Annotated in this window: 16 protein-coding genes; 8 read left to right on the plus strand and 8 right to left on the minus strand. The window is 63.1% G+C overall.

Features of this window, described 5'->3' with window-relative positions; translation table 11 throughout:
- Nucleotides 1-74 precede the first annotated feature (74 nt).
- From B3C1_RS14925 to B3C1_RS14945, 5 genes are all read left to right on the plus strand, one after another.
- Nucleotides 75-1,730, plus strand: a complete 1,656-nt coding sequence (locus tag B3C1_RS14925; protein ID WP_008485839.1) for a sensor domain-containing diguanylate cyclase — start codon at nucleotides 75-77, stop codon at nucleotides 1,728-1,730.
- A 74-nt stretch (nucleotides 1,731-1,804) separates the two neighbouring features.
- Complete coding sequence (locus B3C1_RS14930) at nucleotides 1,805-3,004, plus strand: aminotransferase class V-fold PLP-dependent enzyme (RefSeq protein WP_008485840.1); 1,200 nt, start codon at nucleotides 1,805-1,807, stop codon at nucleotides 3,002-3,004.
- Entirely contained in the window at nucleotides 3,001-3,378 is a 378-nt protein-coding gene (locus B3C1_RS14935; RefSeq protein ID WP_008485841.1) for a SufE family protein, read from the plus strand. Before B3C1_RS14930 ends, B3C1_RS14935 begins: the two co-directional genes overlap by 4 nt.
- A gap of 1 nt (nucleotide 3,379) precedes the next feature.
- Complete coding sequence (locus B3C1_RS14940; protein WP_008485842.1) at nucleotides 3,380-4,204, plus strand: AraC family transcriptional regulator; 825 nt, start codon at nucleotides 3,380-3,382, stop codon at nucleotides 4,202-4,204.
- A gap of 70 nt (nucleotides 4,205-4,274) precedes the next feature.
- Complete coding sequence (locus B3C1_RS14945) at nucleotides 4,275-5,213, plus strand: DMT family transporter (protein ID WP_008485843.1); 939 nt, start codon at nucleotides 4,275-4,277, stop codon at nucleotides 5,211-5,213.
- Nucleotides 5,214-5,216: 3 nt separating this feature from the next.
- Here B3C1_RS14945 and tcdA read toward each other — a convergent pair whose 3' ends face one another.
- Nucleotides 5,217-5,990: a tRNA cyclic N6-threonylcarbamoyladenosine(37) synthase TcdA gene (gene tcdA, locus B3C1_RS14950; RefSeq protein WP_008485844.1), complete on the minus strand. Its 774-nt coding sequence runs from the start codon at nucleotides 5,988-5,990 to the stop codon at nucleotides 5,217-5,219.
- Nucleotides 5,991-6,134: 144 nt separating this feature from the next.
- Between tcdA and B3C1_RS14955 the strand changes: the two genes are divergently transcribed.
- Nucleotides 6,135-7,313: an acetyl-CoA C-acetyltransferase gene (locus B3C1_RS14955; protein WP_008485845.1), complete on the plus strand. Its 1,179-nt coding sequence runs from the start codon at nucleotides 6,135-6,137 to the stop codon at nucleotides 7,311-7,313.
- A 41-nt stretch (nucleotides 7,314-7,354) separates the two neighbouring features.
- Here B3C1_RS14955 and B3C1_RS14960 read toward each other — a convergent pair whose 3' ends face one another.
- The 6 genes from B3C1_RS14960 to B3C1_RS14985 form a co-directional block, all read right to left on the minus strand.
- Nucleotides 7,355-9,871 (minus strand): EAL domain-containing protein, encoded by a 2,517-nt coding sequence (locus tag B3C1_RS14960; RefSeq protein ID WP_008485846.1) that lies wholly within the window; start codon nucleotides 9,869-9,871, stop codon nucleotides 7,355-7,357.
- 82 nt (nucleotides 9,872-9,953) lie between these two features.
- Nucleotides 9,954-11,105, minus strand: a complete 1,152-nt coding sequence (locus B3C1_RS14965) for an HD-GYP domain-containing protein (RefSeq protein ID WP_008485848.1) — start codon at nucleotides 11,103-11,105, stop codon at nucleotides 9,954-9,956.
- Nucleotides 11,098-12,624 (minus strand): GMC family oxidoreductase, encoded by a 1,527-nt coding sequence (locus tag B3C1_RS14970; protein WP_008485849.1) that lies wholly within the window; start codon nucleotides 12,622-12,624, stop codon nucleotides 11,098-11,100. Before B3C1_RS14970 ends, B3C1_RS14965 begins: the two co-directional genes overlap by 8 nt.
- Complete coding sequence (locus B3C1_RS14975; protein WP_008485850.1) at nucleotides 12,614-13,072, minus strand: hypothetical protein; 459 nt, start codon at nucleotides 13,070-13,072, stop codon at nucleotides 12,614-12,616. The genes B3C1_RS14970 and B3C1_RS14975 overlap by 11 nt, the downstream gene beginning before the upstream one ends.
- Nucleotides 13,072-14,508, minus strand: coding sequence for a coniferyl aldehyde dehydrogenase (locus B3C1_RS14980; RefSeq protein WP_008485851.1), 1,437 nt, complete (start codon nucleotides 14,506-14,508; stop codon nucleotides 13,072-13,074). The genes B3C1_RS14975 and B3C1_RS14980 overlap by 1 nt, the downstream gene beginning before the upstream one ends.
- Before the next feature lie 71 nt (nucleotides 14,509-14,579).
- A complete protein-coding gene (locus B3C1_RS14985) occupies nucleotides 14,580-14,957 on the minus strand; it encodes a DUF3293 domain-containing protein (RefSeq protein ID WP_192813390.1) in 378 nt (125 codons plus the stop codon).
- A 355-nt stretch (nucleotides 14,958-15,312) separates the two neighbouring features.
- On the opposite strand from B3C1_RS14985, the gene arcA reads away from it, so the two are divergent.
- Complete coding sequence (gene arcA, locus B3C1_RS14990) at nucleotides 15,313-16,038, plus strand: two-component system response regulator ArcA (RefSeq protein WP_008485853.1); 726 nt, start codon at nucleotides 15,313-15,315, stop codon at nucleotides 16,036-16,038.
- A 67-nt stretch (nucleotides 16,039-16,105) separates the two neighbouring features.
- Here the strand turns inward: arcA and arcB are convergent, their stop codons facing one another.
- Nucleotides 16,106-18,430 (minus strand): aerobic respiration two-component sensor histidine kinase ArcB, encoded by a 2,325-nt coding sequence (arcB, locus tag B3C1_RS14995; RefSeq protein WP_008485854.1) that lies wholly within the window; start codon nucleotides 18,428-18,430, stop codon nucleotides 16,106-16,108.
- Between the two features lie 138 nt (nucleotides 18,431-18,568).
- Between arcB and folE2 the strand changes: the two genes are divergently transcribed.
- Nucleotides 18,569-19,453, plus strand: coding sequence for a GTP cyclohydrolase FolE2 (gene folE2 / locus B3C1_RS15000; protein WP_008485856.1), 885 nt, complete (start codon nucleotides 18,569-18,571; stop codon nucleotides 19,451-19,453).
- Nucleotides 19,454-19,611: the final 158 nt, after the last annotated feature.

Raw genomic sequence — 19,611 nt, forward strand, 5'->3', positions numbered from 1 at the left:
AAACTGCCCTGTTCACTTTGGCAACAGGGCGGCTTGTGATAACGTTGCCGCAACAAAAGCAGCATCCCCGACCCGTGCATCCTTTCATCGACTTTCTCAACGCCTCTGACGAGCTGGCTCAGATCAGCGAACAGCTCAGTGAAGGCGTGCTGGTGGCCAACCGCCAGGGCCTGGTGCATTTTGCCAACAAGGCCGCCCGCCGTGCCCTGGGCAATGACAATCTCCTCGAGCAACCCCTGGCGCAACTGCTGCCCTGGCTCAGTCCCTATTTGGAAAAGTTGGATTTTGACCAGCCAAGGCCCGACCGCAGTCCCCTGGTGTCGGCCCTGCCGGTGGCCCTTGATAGCGAAGGGCGCCACCTGCGCCTGAACCTCAGTTACCTGCTGGCCAGCAACCGCCAACCCAAGGCGTTGCTGGTGTTGATCAAGGACGTGACCCTGTCGGTCAGGGACAGGGAACGGCTGCAGAGCCAGAAAACCCGCCTGGAAACCATCATCGACGGCACCCGGGCCGGTACCTGGGAGTGGAACGTCCAGACCGGCGAGAACATCATCAACGAGCGCTGGGCCCAGATGCTGGGCTACACCAAGGCCGAACTGGAGCCCACCACCGAGGCCACTTTCCAGAGCTTTGTCCACCCGGACGACTGGGTCGGCACCAGCGCCAAGGTCAAACGCCACTTCGACGGCGAGCTGCCCTTTTATGACCATGTCTGCCGCATGCGCCACAGGGACGGCCACTGGATCTGGGTGCACGACAGAGGCCGGCTGACCAGCCGCACGGCGGACGGCAAGCCCCTGTGGGTTACCGGCACCCATATCGACATCACCGACAGCAAGGAAGCCGAGGAGCGCCTCAGCAAGCTGGCCAAGACCATACCCGGCCTTATCTACCAGTACGCCCTGGACAGGGACGGCCACTCCTGGTTTCCCTACGCCAGCGAAGGGATCCGCGACATCTACGGCCTGAGCCCCCAGCAGGTGCAGGACGACGCCAGCCTGGTGTTTGACCGGGTCCACCCAGACGACCAGGACGCCCTGGCCCAGTCCATCAGCCTGTCGGCCAATAGCCTCAATAAATGGCACTGCCAATACCGGGTCTGTTTTGACGGCAAGGAGCAATGGCTGGAGGGTAACTCCATCCCCGAGTTGCTGGATGACGGCACCGTGCTCTGGCACGGCCTTATCACCGACATCACCGAGCGTAAGCACCTGGAAGAGCAGCTAAGAACCCTGTCCCTGACCGACGAGCTGACCGGCCTCTATAACCGCCGCCACCTGTTCCAGGCCTTGGAAGACGCCTACCAGCGCCACCAGCGTTACCAGACCCCTTGCTCGGTGCTGCTGATCGACGTGGATCATTTCAAACAGATCAACGACAACCACGGCCACCACGTGGGAGACGCCGTACTGAAACGCCTGGCTGACCTGTTCCGGGAAAAGCTGCGGGTTACCGACTTGGCCGGCCGCCTGGGGGGCGAAGAGTTCCTGGTGCTGCTGGGGGACACCACCCTGGAGGGGGCCAAAAAGGCCGCCGAACTGCTATGCCAGGCCTTTGCGGTACTGGATCTGCCTGGGGACGACGGCCTACCGTTCAGGGCCACCCTGAGCATAGGGGTAGCCAGCCTAGGGCAGGAAGACGACGAGGTGTCGACCCTGGTCAGCCGGGCCGACAAAGCCGTCTACCGGGCCAAGCACCAGGGCCGTAACCGGGTCTGCCTGGCCCACTGAGCCAAGCGCGGGCACTTGCGCCGCCGCTCGCCATTGCCGACAATTCCGGCCATCAGCCGGCAATGCCAAGAGCCATGTTCGAACCTAACGCCTTTCGTGATCTGTTCCCGGCCCTGGCCCAGCCAGGGGCCCCCCTGTACCTGGATAACGGCGCCAGTACCCAGACCGCCAGCCCAGTGCTGGACGCCATGGACCAGTACTACCGCCAGTACCGGGCCAATGTGCACCGGGGCAGCCACCCCTGGGCGACCCGGGCCACCGACGCCCTGGAAGCCAGCCGCGACGCCGTCGCCGCCCTTATCGGGGCGCCCAGGCGCGAGGCGGTTATCTTCACCAGCGGCACCACGGCGGCCATCAACCTGGTGGCCTGGGGCCTTATCGATCATTTCGGCCCAGGGGATCTGATCTTGGTGTCGGCCATGGAGCACCATGCCAACCTGGTGCCCTGGCAACTGCTGGCCCGGCGCACCGGCGCCCGGATTGAGCCCATCCCCCTGGATGGCAAAGGCGCCCTGGACATGGCCGCCTATGACCGGCTTCTGGCCCAAAAGCCCAAGCTGGTGGCCTGCTGCCATGTGTCCAACACCCTGGGGCTGATCAACCCCGTTGTCCAGATTTGCGCCAAGGCCCGCGCCGCCGGTGCCCTCAGCCTGATTGACGGCGCCCAGGCCGTGGCCCACCTCAAGGTGGACATCCGGGCCCTTGGCTGCGACTTCTACGCCTTTTCCGGCCACAAGATGTTTGGCCCAACCGGGGTGGGGGTGCTGACCGGGCGCCTGGAAAGCCTGGGGGAACTGCTGCCCTTTATGGGGGGCGGGGAGATGATAGACAGGGTCAGCTTCGATACCGTCACCTTCAATGCCCTGCCCCACCGCCTGGAAGCCGGTACCGGCCCGATCAGCGAGATCATCGGCCTGGGGGCGGCGGCCGAGCTGCTAACAGGCCTGGACGCCAGCGCCCATGAGGCGGCCCTGACCCAGCGCCTGCTGGCGGGCCTGGCCAAGCTGCCGGTTCAGGTGCTGGGGAACGGCCCCAGGGTCAGCCTGGTGTCCATCACGGTGCCCGGCGTCCACCACAGCGACTTGGCCCATTATCTTGCCGGCAACAATATCGCGGTGCGGGCCGGCCACCACTGCACCCAGCCCCTGCACGGCCTGCTGGGCATTGCCGGGTCCCTGCGTATCGCCCTGGCCCCCTACAACACCGCCGCCGAGGTGGACGCCTGCCTGGCGGCCCTGGGGGACGGTATCGACCTCTTTTTGGAGTTGCCATGAGCCTTTTTGACGATTTTGCCGCCGAGCGTCACTTCGAAGGCCGCACCCGTTTCCTGCTGGGCCTGGCCCGCAGCCTGCCGGCCCTGGCCGACCGGCAGCCGGAAGACCAGGTGAGCGGCTGCGAAGCCAAGACCTGGCTGAGGGTGGCGGTGGTGGACGACAAGCTGGACCTGCATGGCGACAGCGAGGCGCGCATCGTCAAAGGGCTGATGGCGCTGCTCTTTAGCCTCTACCAAGGCCAGCCCTTGGCCCTGGCCCGCCATATCGACGCCCGGGCCGAGTTCGAACGGGTGGGGCTGGCCCAGTTCCTCAGCCCCAGCCGCGCCAACGGCCTTTACGCCATGCTGGCCAAGATCCACGGCGAGCTGGACTGAGATGCAAGGGGTACCGGCCCAGTTCACCAGCCAGACCGACAGGGCCGACTTTCAGCCCCTGGCCGGCTATCCCCAGGTGGAGCTGTACCGGGCCCATATCAGCCGCCACAGCTTCGACCCCCATACCCATCAGGCCTTCGGCATCGGCCTGATTGACAGGGGCGCCCAGCATTTTCGCTACCGGGGGGCCAATCACCTGGCCGGCACCGGCGCCCTGGTGCTGATGAACCCTGACGAACTCCATACCGGCCATGCCGCCAGCGACCAGGGCTGGCATTACCGGATGATCTACCTGGAACCGGCCCTGCTGGCCGACCTGACCGGTACCCCGGATTGGCATTTCAAAGAGGTGCTGCAAGCCCATCCCCAGCGCTGCCAGCAGTTGTCGGCACTGCTGGGCGCCCTGTGGCAGCCCCAGCAGCCCCTGGCGGTGGACAGCCTGCTGCTGACCCTGGTGGACACCTTGCGCCCCTTTGCCCAGCAGCGGCCAAGGGCCCCCTCCCCCCGGCACCGCTTCGATGCGGTGCGGGATCTGCTGCACAGCCAATACCACAGGCCGCTGCGCCTGGAAGAGCTAGCCAGGGAAGCCGGCCTCAGCCCCTACCATTTTCTGCGCCAGTTCAAGGCCCAGTTCCATGTCACTCCCCAGCAGATGCTGATGGCCATACGCCTTTATGAGGCCAAGTGCCTGCTGGCCAAAGGGGTGCCCCTGGCCCAGGTGGCTCCCCAGGTGGGATTGACCGACCAGGCCCACCTGACCCGCGCCTTTGCCAGCCGTTACGGCACCACCCCGGGGCGCTACCAGCAGCAGTGCTACCGTCCCTAGCAATTTGCGACAATACGGCGCCACCGGCGCCCTGCTAGTCTGCAAGCCCCTGTTGTCGTAGGAGTGGCCCATGTTGGTCGGGATACTGTTCGCCCTTGCCGCCGGCCTGTTGTGGGGCCTGGTCTTCGTCGGCCCCCTGCTGGTGCCGGACTACCCTGCTGCCCTGCAATCCACCGGCCGCTACCTGGCCCTTGGCCTTATCGCCCTGCCCCTGGCCTGGCAGCAGCGCCGGGCCCTTGGGCAGCTGAGCCGGCGCGACTGGCAGCTGGCGCTGCTGCTGGCCCTGTTCGGCAACCTCTTTTACTACTGCGGTGTGGCCGGGGCCGTGCTGCGAGTGGGGGCCCCCATCGCCACCATGGTGGTGGGCACCTTGCCGGTGGTGATAGCGGTGGCCGCCAATCTATTGTACCGAGACAAGGAAGGGCAGCTGGGCTGGGGCAGCCTGGCCCTAGCCATGGCCCTGATGCTGGTGGGGCTGGTGCTGGTCAATATCAGTGAGCTGGCAAGGGAAGGCCTGGCCCTGACCGACTCGGCCTACCTGCTGGGATTGCTGATGGCCTGTGGCGCCGTGGCCTGCTGGGCCTGGTACGCCCTGAAAAACGCCCGCTGGCTCAAGGATAATCCCAGGCGCTCACCGGCCGCCTGGGCCACGGCCCAGGGTTTGGCGACCCTGCCCCTATCCTTGCTGGGTTTTGCCCTGGCTTGCCTTTACCTGGGCCAGAGCCAACCCGGCTTTCCCCTGCCCCTTGGCCCCGAGCCCGGCACCTTTGTGGCCCTGATGCTGGCCATAGCCCTGCTCTGTTCCTGGCTGGGAACCCTGTGCTGGAACGCCGCCAGCCAGCGGCTACCGACGGTGCTGATGGGGCCCATGGCCGCCTTCGAGATCCTGACCGGCCTGGCCTACAGCTATGGCCTGCGCCAAAGCTGGCCGGACTGGCCGACCCTGGCCGGGGTGCTGTGCATGCTGCTGGCGGTCACCCTGACGGTGCTGGCCAAGGGCCGGCGCTAGGGCTCAGGCCTTGACGCCGGTCAGCTTTTCGATAACCCGGGCCACCGCCACCAGCCCGAAGGTGGCGGTCACCGCCATGGAGGCGCCAAAGCCAGAGGTGCAGTCCATGCGCATGGAGCCCTCGGTTTGCTTGGCGGCGCAGACGCTGCCGTCGGGCTTGGGGTATTTGAGGGCTTCCGAGGAGAACACGCAGTCCACCCCGAACTTGCGGGTCTTGGAGAAGTGGTAGTTGCGGCGCAGCCGCTCCTTGAGCTTGCGGGCCAAGGGGTCCTGAATGGTCTTGGTCAGGTCCGCCACCTGCACCTGGGTAGGGTCCACTTGGCCGCCGGCGCCCCCTATGGTGATGATGCGCAGCTTGTTGCGCTTGCAGTAGGCGATCATGGCGGCCTTGGCCCCCAAGGAGTCGGTGGCGTCGATGACATAGTCAAAGCCCGGTGCCAGCAGCTCGGCCACGTTGTCGGGGGTGACGAAATCGTCCACCGCCGTCACCTGGCATTCGGGGTTGATAAGGCGGATGCGTTCGGCCATCACCTCGGTCTTGGGGCGGCCTATGGTGCTGGTCAGGGCGTGGATCTGGCGGTTGGTGTTGGTGGTGCAGACATCGTCCATATCCACCAGAGTAATGGCGCCCACCCCGGAGCGGGCCAGGGCCTCGGCCACCCAGGTGCCAACGCCACCTATACCTGCCACGAAAATGTGGCTATTTTTCAATATGGTGGCGCCTGATACCCCGTACAAACGGATAATGCCACCAAAGCGGGTGTCGAAATCGCTCATCTGTTGCCCCTGAAAGCTGGGCGCGCATTCTAGCACGCTTGGCCCCTGCAACTAATGACCTATACCCAATTGACATAATTCCCAGGCATGATGAACCAAACCCCCAACCGAGTGGGCGCACCGCGCCTTTGATAGGAGAAGACCATGCAGGATGTAGTGATCGTTGCCGCAACACGCACCGCCGTCGGCAGCTTCCAAGGAAGCCTCAGCCAGATCCCGGCCCCCGAATTGGCCGCCACCCTGATCAAGGACACCCTGGCCAAGCTGGAACTGGACGGCGCCCAGGTAGACGAAGTGCTGCTGGGCCAGGTGCTGACCGCAGGCTCCGGGCAAAACCCGGCGCGCCAGGCGGTGATCAAAGCCGGCCTGCCCCACCAGGTGCCGGCCATGACCATCAACAAGGTCTGCGGCAGCGGCCTGAAAACACTGCACCTGGCCACCCAGGCCATTCGCTGTGGTGATGCCCAGGTGGTGATCGCCGGCGGCATGGAAAACATGAGCCTGTCCCCCTATGTGCTGCCCGGCGCCCGTACCGGCCTGCGCATGGGCCATGCCCAGATGGTGGACACCATGATCCAGGACGGCCTGTGGGACGCCTTTAACGACTACCACATGGGCATTACCGCCGAGAACCTGGTGGAAAAATACGGCCTGAGCCGCGAAGAGCAAGACGCCTTCGCCGCCGCGTCCCAGCAAAAGGCGGTGGCCGCCATCGAAGCAGGCTTCTTCAAGAGCCAGATCACCCCCATCAGCATTCCCCAGCGCAAGGGCGACCCTGTGCTGTTCGACACCGACGAGCAGCCCCGCGCCGGCACCACGGCCGAGGCCCTGGCCAAGCTGCGCCCGGCCTTTAAAAAGGACGGCTCTGTCACCGCCGGTAACGCCTCCAGCATCAACGACGGCGCCGCCATAGTGGTGCTGATGAGCGCCGACAAGGCCAAGGAACTGGGACTGCCGGTGCTGGCCCGCATCAAGGCCTACGCCAATGCCGGCGTCGACCCGGCGATCATGGGCATAGGCCCGGTGTCCGCCACCCAGCGCTGCCTGGACAAAGCCGGCTGGTCCATCGCCGACCTGGATCTTATCGAGGCCAACGAAGCCTTTGCCGCCCAATCCTTGGCGGTGGGTAAGGAACTGGGCTGGGATGCCGACAAGGTCAACGTCAACGGTGGCGCCATTGCCATAGGCCACCCCATCGGCGCCTCCGGCTGCCGGGTGCTGGTGACCCTGGTACACGAGATGATCCGCCGCGACGCCAAGAAGGGTCTGGCTACCCTCTGCATCGGCGGCGGCCAAGGGGTAGCCCTGGCGGTGGAGCGCTAACAGATAATCGGGATCTTAAGGGGGCCAGCTGGCCCCCTTTTTTATTGCCCGCCCAGCCAGGCTTGGCCGGTCAGCCACTCGGCGGCTTTATGGGCCGGCAGGGCTGGCGAATACAGGTAACCCTGACCCTGGCCACATTGGTGCTGGGCCAAGAAGTTGGCCTGTTCCGGGGTTTCCACCCCTTCGGCTATCACCTGCAGGCCAAGGCCCCGAGCCAGCCCCAGCACCGCCAGACTGATCTCAACGTCCTCGGCGCTGTGGGGCAGGTGCTGGACGAAGCTGCGATCCAGCTTAAGGGTATTGAGGGGCAGCTTGCGCAGGTAGGCCAGAGACGAATAGCCGGTGCCAAAGTCGTCGATAGACAGCTGTATGCCCCTGGCCCGGATCGCTTCTAGCAGGGCCAGCATGGCGTCAGCCCGCTCCGGCATCAGGCAGCTTTCGGTGATCTCCAGCTCGATCAGCTGAGGCGGTATGCCATGCTGAGCCAGGCAGCGGTCCAGCTCGGCCAGGAAGCGGTCGGAATGAAGCTGCAGCACCGACAGGTTCACCGCCACCGGCACCCGGTCCAGGTGGGACCAGGCCGCCAACTGGGCACAGACCTTGTCCAGCACCTGGGCCCCCACCGCCTCGATAAGCCCTAACCGTTCCGCCAGGGGAATAACCCGGGCCGGCGAGACCGTACCCAGCACTTCGTCGTGCCAGCGCAGCAAGGCTTCCAGGCCGGTCAGGGTACCGCTGGCCAGGTCCACCTTGGGTTGGTAATAGACCTCCAGGGTGCGGTTGGTCAGGGCATGGTGCAGCCTTTCCTCCAGCAACATCTCCTGGCGGTTCTGTTCGCTCATCTGGCTGTTATAGAAGCGGAATTTATTACGCCCCAGCTCCTTGGAGCGGTACATGGCGGTGTCGGCGAAGCGCAGCAGCTGCTCTTCGTCGCGGCCGTCGCCGGGGAAGAGGCTGATGCCGATACTGGCGGACACGAACAGTACCCGCCCGGCCACTTCCATGGGGGCGTAGAGGGCGTTGATAAGCCGCTGGGCCAGCCGTTCCAGGCCCTGGGCGTCGTCTATCTCCGAAACCAATACCGTGAATTCGTCGCCGCCAAGGCGGGCCACCGAATCCCCTTCGCGCACCGTTTGCTGCAGGCGCCGGGCCACTTCCTTGAGCACCAGATCCCCGGCCAGGTGGCCCAGGGAGTCGTTGATCCGTTTAAAGAGATCCAGGTCCACAAACAGCAGGGCTACCTGGTGGTGGTGGCGGCGGGCATTGGCAATGGCCAGTTGCAGCCTGTCCATAAAGAGGCGGCGATTGGGCAGGCCGGTCAGTTCGTCGTAGTAGGCCAGGGATTGGATCCGCGCTTCCTTTTGCTTGCGATCGCTGATGTCGGTGAAGATGCCGGCGTATTTGCGGATCTGCCCTTCGTCGTCGCGGATGGCGGTGATGGTCAGCCACTCCGGGTAGACCTCGCCGTTCTTGCGCCTGTTCCAGATCTCTCCCTGCCAAAAGCCCTGCTCCGCCAGCTGCGCCCACATGGCCTGGTAGAAATCCGGGCTGTGGCGGCCCGAGCTGAGCAAGCCCGGGCTCTTGCCCACCACTTCTTCGGCCCGGTAGCCGGTCATTTGGGAAAAGCTGGGATTGACCGACTCGATATGGCCGCCGGCGTCGGTGATCATGATGCCGTCCAAGGAGGCGTTGATCACCTGCCTGGCCAGGCGCAGGTGTTCCACCGAACTGCGCAGGGCCTGGTCGCGCTCGTCCAGCAGATCCCGCAATTGGCTGACGTATTCGTACTCGATGTTGGCCAGGATGTCGCTGTAGGACAGCAGCCCTTTGAGTTGGCCGTCGTCGTCCAGCACCCCCAGGTGCCGGTAGCCTTGGGTCTGGATCTGCTGGACGGCGGTCATCAGGCTGGTGGCCTGGTGCAAGGCGTAAAGGGGGAAACGAGCCAGATCGGCTGCCACCTGGCCCTTGCCGTGGGCCAACCAGGCCACCAGATCCCGCTCGGTGAGGATCCCCGCTTCCGGCCCTTTCACCACCAGGGCGTCCACCCCTTCACGGCCCATCATGGCCAGGGCCTCCCCCAGGGGCAGCACAGGGGCCACTATGACCGGCTCACGGCGCACGCTACCGGCCAAATCCCGCATCAACAGGTAGTGTTCCACCCCTTGGAAGCGAATCAGATCGGTCTGGGTCAACACCCCCCTGGCCTGGCCCAGGCTGTTGACCACCAGCAGCCGGCGCACCTTGTGTCTTTTCATCAGCAGTGCCGCCTGGCCCAGGGGCTGGTCGTTGCCGATGCAATGCACCGGGCTTTGCATCAGCTGCCCTATGGGCCTTTGCAGATCGCCGGGTAGCTCAAGGCGGTGCAGATCCCCTTCGGTCCAGATCCCCAGTACCTGGTCGGCTTCCATCACCAGGATGCAGCTGACCCTGGCCTGATGCATCAGCAGGCAGGCCTGGCGCAGGGAGGTTTGGGGGCTACAGCTCAGTAGGCCGCCGCTGATCACGGCCCCCACATGGGGTTCGGTGTCAAATCGCAAGCTGTTATGGAGGCTGGACATGGCTTATCCAAAAGGCAGGTAGGGCATGCTAACCCTAGGGCCTGCCCCCGCTCCCAACCTTAAGCTGGATCAAGTTTTTGGTTCAGCTGTCCAGATAGCGACCAGGGTCCAGGCCCCAGTTTTCTGGATCTTCCACCGCCTCGACGCTGTCGTTGCTGCGGGCCAGATCCAGTTCTACCACCGGCAGGTGGCGCTGGCTCTCGGCACTGAACACCACCTTGACCCTGGGCCTGAGGGGCTGCTTGGGATTGAGGGCCACCACCACCGCCAGCCGGTTGGACTTGAGGCGCACCAGGCTGCCCACCGGATAAACCCCCATGCAGCGGATAAACTGCTGCACCAGGGCCCGATCGAAGTGGCTGCCGGCCAAGTCCATCATCAATTTCAAGGCCTTGGTGGGAGCCATGGCGGCCTTGTAGCAACGCTCGGCAGTCAGGGCGTCATACACATCCACTATGGTGATCATCCGCGCCCACTGGGACAGCTGGCTGCCGTCCTTACCGGCCGGATAGCCGTTGCCGTCCATACGTTCATGGTGGTTGGCCACCACGTCCATCACTTCCGGGGGCAGGTCGGGTTCTTCGGCCAGGATGGCGGCCGAATGCACCACGTGGGTCTTCATCACCTCGAATTCCTCTTCGGTGAGCTTACCCGGCTTCATCAGGATCTGTTCGGGCACCTTGACCTTGCCCAGGTCGTGCAGCAGCGCCCCCAGGGCCAGCTTGTCGATCAGCTCCCGCTCCACCCCAAGGTGGTTGGCAAACAGCGACATCAGGATGCAGACGTTGAGGGAATGCTCCATCAGGTAGGCGTCTTTCTCGCGAATGCGGGTCAGGCAGGACATGGTGGTGGGGTGCTTTAAGGCGCCGTCCACAAAGCTGGATGCATAGTGTTGGGCCTGTGCCACATCCGGCAGACCCCCATCGGCCACCAACTGGTAAAAGTCGGCCATCAGATCCCGGGCTTTGAGATAAAGATGGCGCGAGCGGGCCACAGACTGGTCAATGCCGTCTTTCTGGGAGGCCTCCTGTGGGGCTTCGTCCTTGGGTACCAGTCGCCGGTCCGGGTCGATCCAAAGGCTCTTGACCCCGGCCTGCTTCAAGGCAGCCAGGGACTGGGCACTGTGGATATGGCCGGGTTGCTTGAGGCGAAAACCGCTGCTTTCTTCGATACGCACCACAAAATCACCGATCTGCAATGCGCTGATGTCGATACAAACTGCCTTATCAGACATACCCCTTCTCTAGCCAGAGATTGAGATTACGGGCCGCCAGGGCATAGATGCTCAGCTGGGGGTTGGCACCGATACTGGTGGGGAAAAGGCTGCCGTCATTAACCAGCAAGCCCTTGACCCCGTAATGCCTTCCTTGGGTATCGCAGACCCCGCTCTCGGGGCTGGTTCCCATGGCACAGCCGCCCATCACATGGGCGCTGGAAATGGCCAGGCGCTGGGCCACCATGGGCAAGTTATCCAGCTTGGCCAGGGCCTCGTCGGCCGTCCAGGGTTCGGCGTCCAGATGCAGGGGCATCAGGCGCCGGGCACCGGCTGCAATTTGTACGCGCATCATGGTCTTGAGAGCTGTCGCAAACAAGTCAAAAAGTGCGTCATTGAGAGGATAGTCAAGTTGTGGCTGGCCGTCGGCGTCCAGGCTGACCCGGCCTCCCGGCAGTGCCGCCGAAAAGCCGTCCCTGACCAGGGCGATAAGGCCGTTGGTATAAGGCAGCTGGCTTAGCAGTGCCTTAAGGTCGGGGCCACGTCGGCGCAACAGGGCGCTGGTGATCATCGGATGCAGGGGCAGGGCTTCCATCTTGAAACCCTGCTCCGGTTCCAACCATTGGAAGTGGTCGCTGTACACCGACTGGGGGGCGCCGAGGTAGGGCTCCACCTTGTCGTCGAACTGGGCAAAGCTCATTACCACAGGGTGCAGGCAGGTGCCGGCACCGGTGCGCCCGGCGTCATCTTCCAGGCCAGAGCGCAGCAACAATGCCGGTGTACCTATGGCCCCGGCGCAAAGCACCACCTTGTCCGCCAGCAGGGTCAGCCTGCCGGCCTTCAGGCCACGCACCTGGCCCTTTTCCACCAGCAGTTGCTCCACCGGGCAACTGTGGAAAAGGGTCAGGCCCCCGGCCAGGGCCTCTTTGATGGTGGTGACCAGCATCGACTGCTTGGCATTGGTGGGACAGCCCATACCGCAATAGCCCAGGTTCCAGCAGCCGAATACATTGCGGGCTATGGTGCCATGGTGCAGGCCAAGGGCCTGGCAGCCCCTGGCCAGGGCGGCGTTGTTGGCGTTGGGGGGCACTGTCCAGGGTTGGATATTGAGTCTGGCCTCCATCTTGGCAAACCAGGGGGCCATGTCCCCAAGGTCCACCCCCAGGCGTTGCCAATGGGCCAGGGTTTGGGGCGGGGTGCGAAAGCTCGAGGTCCAGTTGACCAGGGTAGAGCCGCCCACCGCCCTGCCCTGCAATATGCTGATGGCGCCGTCACTGCTCTGGCGCAGGGCATTGTCCTGGTAAAGGTCGCCATAGGCCTGGGCCTCGTCCATGTTGAAATCGTTGGAGGACTTCAAGGGCCCCATTTCCACCAGTGCCACCTTGCGCCCGGCCTTTACCAGGGCCTCGGCACTGACACCGCCGCCGGCCCCCGAGCCCACTATGATGACGTCAAAAGACAGGGTCTGTTCTTGCAGGGCCTGGCCGCCGTGCACCTGCCAGCCGCCCTGGATACCTTGGGCTATGGGGTCAGTAATCATTGGGGGTGGTGATCAACAGTTGGGGAAAAGGCGGGCCTGGATAGCCGGTTTGCTTTTGCAGCGCCGGGTCGGCAAAGGCGGCCAGGGCAATGAGTTGTACCAGGCCGTTATGGCCCCTGACCAAGAGCCCCAGCCAATGGCTCTTGAGGCGGCTAAGGGCCTGCTCGGGGGTCTTGGCCGCCCCGCCCCAAAGCCCCAGCAAAGGCCCGGCCAGGGGGCTGTCCAGCAGCCACAAAAGCTGGTCGAGCTGGCGCCTGTCCCTGGCCGGCAGCGCCGCCAGCAAGGCCTGTACCCTGGCTTCAACGGCGCCATGGTCAGCCTCAAAGCCGGCCAGCACCACCTTGATAAGGGCCGGCCACAGGGGGCTTGGCGCCGGGCTTCGGGGCGTGCAGGCGCTCAGCATCAGGCTGCTGCCAAGGCCCAGCTTTAAAAAGGTACGCCGCTGCATCAGCGCAGCAACAACCGGTAAAGCCAGCGCAGCAAACCCAGCCGGTAAGGCGGGTAGATAAGGCTGCTGCTGGACAGTCGCCCCTTTTGCAGCACCGGCCTTGTCTTGGAAAAGGTCAGTACCCCTTCGCGGCCATGGTAATGGCCCATGCCGGAGGGGCCTATGCCGCCAAAGGGCAGATCACCGGCCGCCACATGCAGCAGGGTGTCGTTGATGCAGACCCCACCGGCGTGGACCTGCTGCAACAACCGCTCCTGGGTCTTGCGGTGAAAGCTGAAGGGGTAGAAGGCCAAGGGCTTGGGCCGGCTTTTGATGAACTCCACCGCCTGGTCCAGGTTGTCGTACTGGATAACCGGCAGCAGCGGCCCAAAGATCTCATCGCGCATCAGGGCCAGGTCCTGGGGCGGGTCCAGCACCAGATGCAGGCCGAGGCGGCGCCTGCCATCCTGGCGCCCAGGGGTACTCTGGCTGACAGCAAGGCCGCGCTGGGCCACCTCGTCCAGGTAACCACACAGTCGGCTGTACTGGCCGCTGTTGATGATGGACGAATAATCCGGACTGTCTTGCCAGTTGGGGTAACGCTTGGCAAAGCCGGCCTGCATCTTGTCGATAAAGGCCTGCCCCTGGCCCTTGGGCACCAGCACATAGTCCGGGGCCACGCAGGTTTGGCCGGCGTTGAAGCATTTGCCGAACAGGATGCGTTCCACCGCCAGGTCCAAAGGCATGTCCGGGGCAATAAGGGCCGGGGACTTACCCCCCAGCTCCAGGGTCACCGGCGTCAGGTTTTCGGCGGCGGCCCGCATCACCAGGTGGCCAACGGCGGTAGAACCGGTAAAGAGCAGGTGGTCAAAGGGCAGGCGCGAGAAGGCGGCCGCCACCTTGGCGTCCCCTTCCACCACCTGCAGCACCTTGGGTGAAAAGTACTGTCCCACCAGCTTTGCCAACAGCGCCGATGTCCTGGGGGTGTGCTCCGACGCCTTGATAAGGGCCCTGTTGCCGGCAGCCAGGGCAGCGGTGACAGGCCCTATGGCCAGGAACAAGGGGTAGTTCCAGGGCACCATGATGCCCACGACACCCAGGGGGTGGTAATCGACCCAGGCCTTGGCCGGCCACAAGGACAAACCCACCTGGCGCCTTTCACTCTGCAGCCAGAGCCGCATCTGCTTGAGGTGGTGATTGATGCCCTCCACCGCCGGCATCAGCTCCCCCAGGTAGCTTTCCTGGCGGGCCCGGCCGCCAAAATCCTGGTCAATGGCGTTGGCCAGGGCGTCCTGGTTGTCCAGCAGCATGGCCTTTAGGGTACCCAGCCACTGGCGCCTTGTTTTAAAGGACGGCAGGGGATCGGCGTCGAAGCCGCTTCGGGCCTGTGCCAACATGGCCTGCAGCGCCTGGGAGTCTTCCTGTGCCTTGGGAAAGGCTGCTACTTTGCCGGACATCATCACCTCGTTAACTGACCAACAGTCACTAGCTTGAAAATAATCCAAAGGCGCCCTAAACGAAAGCCCCTTTAAAAGCCTCCCGGACCTCCTAGCTCTGCATCGAACAGCCGCTCGGAGAAGCGACCAAGGCAGCACTCATCCTCGGTCAGCAGGCAGGGCACCAGATACAGCCTGTCTTGTTCGACCCAGTAGATGGCGTTTTGCTCCAAGCGTAACCCCAGTTCCACCGCCCTGGTCTTGGCCATCACCACGGCCCAGGACTTTTCCCTGTGCTTTAGGTCAGGGGAACAGCCCCACAGGGGCAAGGGGTGGAAGCCGGCCCCCAGCAGTTCCGCCTCCAGGCGCTGGTCCCGGTAGTGATTGGCCTCTTCCCCCAGGGCTTTTCCCCTGGGGTTGTGGGCGGTCACTATGGCGAAGGCCAAGCGCCTGGACGGGGTTTTAGGCATCAGAAACACTGTGTTTTGATATAACTGCCACAGCTCCATGGGTACCTCCGCCTGGGCTCTCCATTTATTTTAGGCGCGCAAACGTTTTTTACGCTTAGGGGTCAGCTTGTTAGGTTGCTGTTACATGACGTATACTTCACCGCCCCACAGCAAGGATAAAAACTGAACAGTCTTTGGGCGTTAGGGCGTTCGGCAGTGCCGGCTGAACTTTCTTCTCTAGGTAGAGCCCAAGTTATCGGTTGTCAGTGCCGATTTAAGGGATTGTCAGTCCTTCGTTGCTAGAATCTCTGTATGCACGATAGTCCTTGCCAATATCGTTGATGCGAATTTTAAAGCCCTGAAATTAGGTAAGCCCATGCAAACCCCTCATATCCTCATTGTTGAAGACGAAACGGTAACTCGCACTACCCTTAAAAGCCTGTTCGAAGCCGAAGGCTACGCGGTAGTGGAAGCCAGTGACGGCGCCGAGATGCATGATGTATTGGCCAACCACCCTATCGATCTGGTGATCATGGACATCAACCTGCCAGGTAAGAACGGCCTGTTGCTGGCCCGCGAGATCCGCGAAAAAAAGGATATGGGTCTGATCTTCCTGACCGGCCGCGACAATGAAGTAGACAAGATCCTCGGCCTGGAAATTGGTGCCGACGACTACATCACCAAGCCATTCAACCCCCGCGAACTCACCATCCGCGCCCGCAACTTGCTGGGCCGTACCCTCTCTTCCACCAAACCCGAAGAGCAGTCCGAAGTTGAACGCTACAAGTTCAACCACTGGGTGCTGGAAGTGAACAGCCGTTCCCTGGTGAGCCCCAAAGGGGAAAGCTTCAAACTGCCGCGCAGCGAATTCCGCGCCCTGCAGTTCTTTATTGAAAACCCCGGTAAGATCCTGACCCGTGCCGAGCTGCTCAAGCAGATGACCGGCCGCGAGCTCAAGCCCCACGACCGTACCGTGGACGTGACCATCCGCCGTATCCGCAAGCACTTCGAGTCCGTGCCGGAGACACCGGAGATCATCGCCACCATCCACGGCGAAGGCTACCGTTTCTGTGGCGACATCGAAGCCACCGAAACCGCCTGATAAAAAAGCCGGCATCCGCCGGCTTTTTTGTGTCTGCGCACCGGCCTTTTGGCCGGTGTTTTTGTCTCTAGCTGCGGCTTTGCAGCCAGTCGCAGAGCAGAGCCAGGTCCGACTGCCAGTTGTCGAGGATCTCGTCCAGCCAGTCCTGGATGTTCTCGTCCCAGGCCGGGGCGTCCCCGTGCTGGGCGTGGTTGGCCAGCTGCTGGATACGCTTAAGGCCAATGGCGGCGGCGGCCCCCTTGATCTTGTGGGCCATCTCGCAGGCTTCCTGCTTGTCGCCGGCCATCAGGTTGGACTCCAGCACCTTGAGGTAGTCCGGCATCTGCTGAGCAAAAAGGTCGGCGGACTGGAGCATGATCTTGGCCCCCACCGCCTCCACGAACTGGCCGAGGATGTCGGTGTCCAGAAGTTTGTCCTCGTCTTCCTCGGCAACCCTGCTGGCCAGCAGCGCCCCCGGCTCGCCGTAGAATTCCTCGATGATGGCGGTGACCGAGGCCACCGACAATGGCTTGGAGATGGCGTCGTCCATGCCGTTTTCCAGGTACTGGTCCTTGTCTTTGATGACGTTGGCGGTCAGGGCCACTATGGGCAGCTCGGCAAACTGGGGCTGCTCACGCAGGGCGCAGGCCACCTCGAAGCCGGTCATGTCCGGCAGCTGGATATCCAGCAGCACCAGGTCGAAAAGGTGCCCCTGGCAGGCGGTGAGGGCTGCCTGCCCATACATGGCCACCGTCACCTTGTGGCCCAGCTTTTCCAGCAGGGCCCTGGCCACGGTGACATTCAGCTCGATGTCTTCCACCAGCAGGATATCCAGGCTGCGCTTGGCGCTGCCCGGCTCCGCTGCGGCTTGCTGCTGCTCGCAAAGGGGCAACGGCAGCACCAGGGCGAAAACCGAGCCCTTGCCTTCCCTTGAACTCACTTCCAGCTTGCCACCCATGGTTTCGGCCAGGTTGCGGCTGACCGCCAGGCCGATACCGGTGCCGGTGGCGTGCTTCTTGCCGCCGGACTCCACCTGGTAATACATGGCAAAAATCTTATCCAGCTCCGCCTTGGGAATGCCGATACCGGTGTCGGTGACTTCGAAGCGCAGGGTCACCTGCTTGGGCTGAGCCTCTTCGATGCTGACCTTCAGGCCCACCTGGCCCTGGTCGGTGAACTTGACGGCGTTGCCCAGCAGGTTCCAGAGGATCTGGCGGGTACGGGTGGCGTCCATCATCACGTGGGCAGGCAACTGGGCCGGGCAATCGAACTGCCAGTCCAGGCCCTTTTGCTCGGCCATCAGCTGGGCCAGGGTGCCAACGTCCTTGATAAAAGCCCCCAGATCCTGGGAGTCCGGCACTATGGTCAGGCGGCGCCTATCGGCCTTGTCCAGGTCGATAATGTCGTTAAAGAGGTTACCCAGGGTCTCGGCGGACACATAGATAGTGTTGATGTAGGAGCGCTGCTGCTCGGTGAGGCTGCTGTCCCTTAGCATCCGCGCCAGCCCCACTATGCCGTTAAGGGGGGTGCGCAGCTCGTGGCTGAGGGTGGCGATAAACTGGGTTTTTTCCCGGGCGGCCTTTTCCAGGGCGTCCGCCGCCTTCTTACGCTCGGTGATGTCGCGGCCAAAGCCCAGCAGGCCAAGGCGCCGCCCCGAAGCGGAAAAGAAGGGCACCTTGCGCATCTCGAACAGCGCCTTGTGGCCGTCCGGGTATTGCAGCCACTGCTCGTAGGTCACCGGCTGGTTGTTCTCGAACACCACCTTGTCGGTTTCGATGGCGCGCATGGCCACGTCATTGGGGTAGACCTCAAAGGGGGACAGGCCAATCAGCTCCTGTTCCTTCTTGCCGGTCACCTGCTCCACCGCCTTATTGCAACCGTAGAAGATGCCCTTCTCGTTGCGAAAATAAATCATGTCCGGGGAGGAGTTGATAAAGGAGCGCAGCAACGCGGTCTGTTCCCCCAGAGATTCCTGGGTCTTCTTGCGCTCCACCACTTCCAGGCTCAAACGGTCGATGGCGTCTTGACGGGCGAACTCGGCCTTTTTACGCTCGTCTATCTCGAAGTTGAGCTGTTCTACCTTGTCCCGCAGGCTCTCGTTGAGGATACGGTCCTGCTCGCGCAGCTTTTCCAGCTGTTCCACCAGTTGAAAGAGGTGACGGCGGGAGGCGTCGAGCTGGGAGATCATTTCCAGAAAGAAGTAGAGGATCCAAGGAGCCGTCAGCAGGGTCTGCAGCAAGGGCGTCAGCAGGTCATAAACGGTGACATTGCCATGCAACAGTATGTCTGTGGTACTGGTGCCCACCAACGAGATCAGCATGATCAGGCTGAACAGGGCAATACTGAAGCGGGCCGTCCCCAAACGGGTCAGCAGTTCCACAAACTTCTGCGCCCAGGCTGTCATCATAAGCATCGATCCTCTTTTGCTGGGGTTATTGTCCGTTACTCAAGGCCGGGGGGCAATGCGCTTGGCCGCACCAGACTGTTTGCGCATGGCACCTCTCGCAATTGTTATGTTATAACAATTGCAATTTCCCCTACGGAGTACCCCATGCCCAGTTCTCTTCCCGACGTGGCCCGCCAACAAGACCCTTGCTACCGCCCCCTGGACCAGGTGGGCATGAGTGGCCTGGCTCTACCCCTGCACCTGGACGGCGCCCTGGTATTGGCCAAGGCTGACGTCAGCGTCAACCTCGGCCAGGCCGGTACCAAGGGCATTCACATGTCCAGGTTGCACCTGGCGCTGGAGGCCTTGTCGGAGCAGCTCTTATACGGGGTAAAGCCCCTGCACCACTGCCTTGACCAATGCGTCAACTCCCAGCAGGGCAGCGCCGACAGCGCCCGGCTGCGCCTGGCCTTTGACTACCCCTTGCGCCGCCCTTCCCTGGTCAGCGGCCACCGGGGCTGGAAGGCCTACCCGATCGCACTGGAGGCAGAGCTGGCCAAGGGCCGTTTCCGGGCCTGGCTGCAACTCACCCTGCCCTATTCCTCCACCTGCCCCTGCTCGGCGGCCCTGGCCCGGCAACTGGTGGCGGCGGACTTTGCCCAGCAGTTTCCCGGCTCCCTGGACAAAGAAGCGGTGCTGGCCTGGTTGCAAAGCCCGGAGGGGGTGGCCGCCACGCCCCACAGCCAGCGCTCCGAGGCCCAGATAACGGTTAGCCTGGGGGACAACCTGCCCATAGCGCCCCTTATCGACCTGCTGGAGTCGGCCCTCAAGACCCCGGTCCAGACCCTGGTCAAACGGGAGGACGAACAGGCCTTTGCCCGCCTCAACGGCCGCCATCCCCTGTTCGTGGAAGACGCCGCCCGCACCCTGGCACAAACCCTGGAGCAGAGCCCCTTTGGCGGGGATTTTCGGGTGCGGGTGGTGCATAAGGAGTCCCTGCACGCCCACGACGCCGTTGCAGAAATTTCACAGGGCCTTCCGGACGGCTAAAGCTCTAAATAACCCTCTGAAAAAACTGAAAAAGGCGGAAGTTTTCTTCCGCCTTTGTTGCATGAATATTGGAGCAAGCTCTCAAATTCCCATTGACCAGCCCCCCATTCCGGCTATAGGGTGAACAGTCCGCAACTGAGCATTAACAATTTTTATGC

Source organism: Gallaecimonas xiamenensis 3-C-1 (assembly GCF_000299915.1).
GTDB lineage: Bacteria > Pseudomonadota > Gammaproteobacteria > Enterobacterales > Gallaecimonadaceae > Gallaecimonas > Gallaecimonas xiamenensis.

Excerpts from the sequence above, each read along its gene's own strand:
- B3C1_RS14930 (WP_008485840.1), top strand. The coding sequence starts at position 1,805 with ATGTTCGAACCTAACGCCTTTCGTGATCTGTTCCCGGCCCTGGCCCAG.
- B3C1_RS14935 (WP_008485841.1), top strand. The coding sequence starts at position 3,001 with ATGAGCCTTTTTGACGATTTTGCCGCCGAGCGTCACTTCGAAGGCCGC.
- B3C1_RS14940 (WP_008485842.1), top strand. The coding sequence starts at position 3,380 with ATGCAAGGGGTACCGGCCCAGTTCACCAGCCAGACCGACAGGGCCGAC.
- B3C1_RS14945 (WP_008485843.1), top strand. The coding sequence starts at position 4,275 with ATGTTGGTCGGGATACTGTTCGCCCTTGCCGCCGGCCTGTTGTGGGGC.
- tcdA (WP_008485844.1), bottom strand. The coding sequence starts at position 5,990 with ATGAGCGATTTCGACACCCGCTTTGGTGGCATTATCCGTTTGTACGGG.
- B3C1_RS14955 (WP_008485845.1), top strand. The coding sequence starts at position 6,135 with ATGCAGGATGTAGTGATCGTTGCCGCAACACGCACCGCCGTCGGCAGC.
- B3C1_RS14960 (WP_008485846.1), bottom strand. The coding sequence starts at position 9,871 with ATGTCCAGCCTCCATAACAGCTTGCGATTTGACACCGAACCCCATGTG.
- B3C1_RS14965 (WP_008485848.1), bottom strand. The coding sequence starts at position 11,105 with ATGTCTGATAAGGCAGTTTGTATCGACATCAGCGCATTGCAGATCGGT.
- B3C1_RS14970 (WP_008485849.1), bottom strand. The coding sequence starts at position 12,624 with ATGATTACTGACCCCATAGCCCAAGGTATCCAGGGCGGCTGGCAGGTG.
- B3C1_RS14975 (WP_008485850.1), bottom strand. The coding sequence starts at position 13,072 with ATGCAGCGGCGTACCTTTTTAAAGCTGGGCCTTGGCAGCAGCCTGATG.
- B3C1_RS14980 (WP_008485851.1), bottom strand. The coding sequence starts at position 14,508 with ATGTCCGGCAAAGTAGCAGCCTTTCCCAAGGCACAGGAAGACTCCCAG.
- B3C1_RS14985 (WP_192813390.1), bottom strand. The coding sequence starts at position 14,957 with ATGCCTAAAACCCCGTCCAGGCGCTTGGCCTTCGCCATAGTGACCGCC.
- arcA (WP_008485853.1), top strand. The coding sequence starts at position 15,313 with ATGCAAACCCCTCATATCCTCATTGTTGAAGACGAAACGGTAACTCGC.
- arcB (WP_008485854.1), bottom strand. The coding sequence starts at position 18,430 with ATGCTTATGATGACAGCCTGGGCGCAGAAGTTTGTGGAACTGCTGACC.
- folE2 (WP_008485856.1), top strand. The coding sequence starts at position 18,569 with ATGCCCAGTTCTCTTCCCGACGTGGCCCGCCAACAAGACCCTTGCTAC.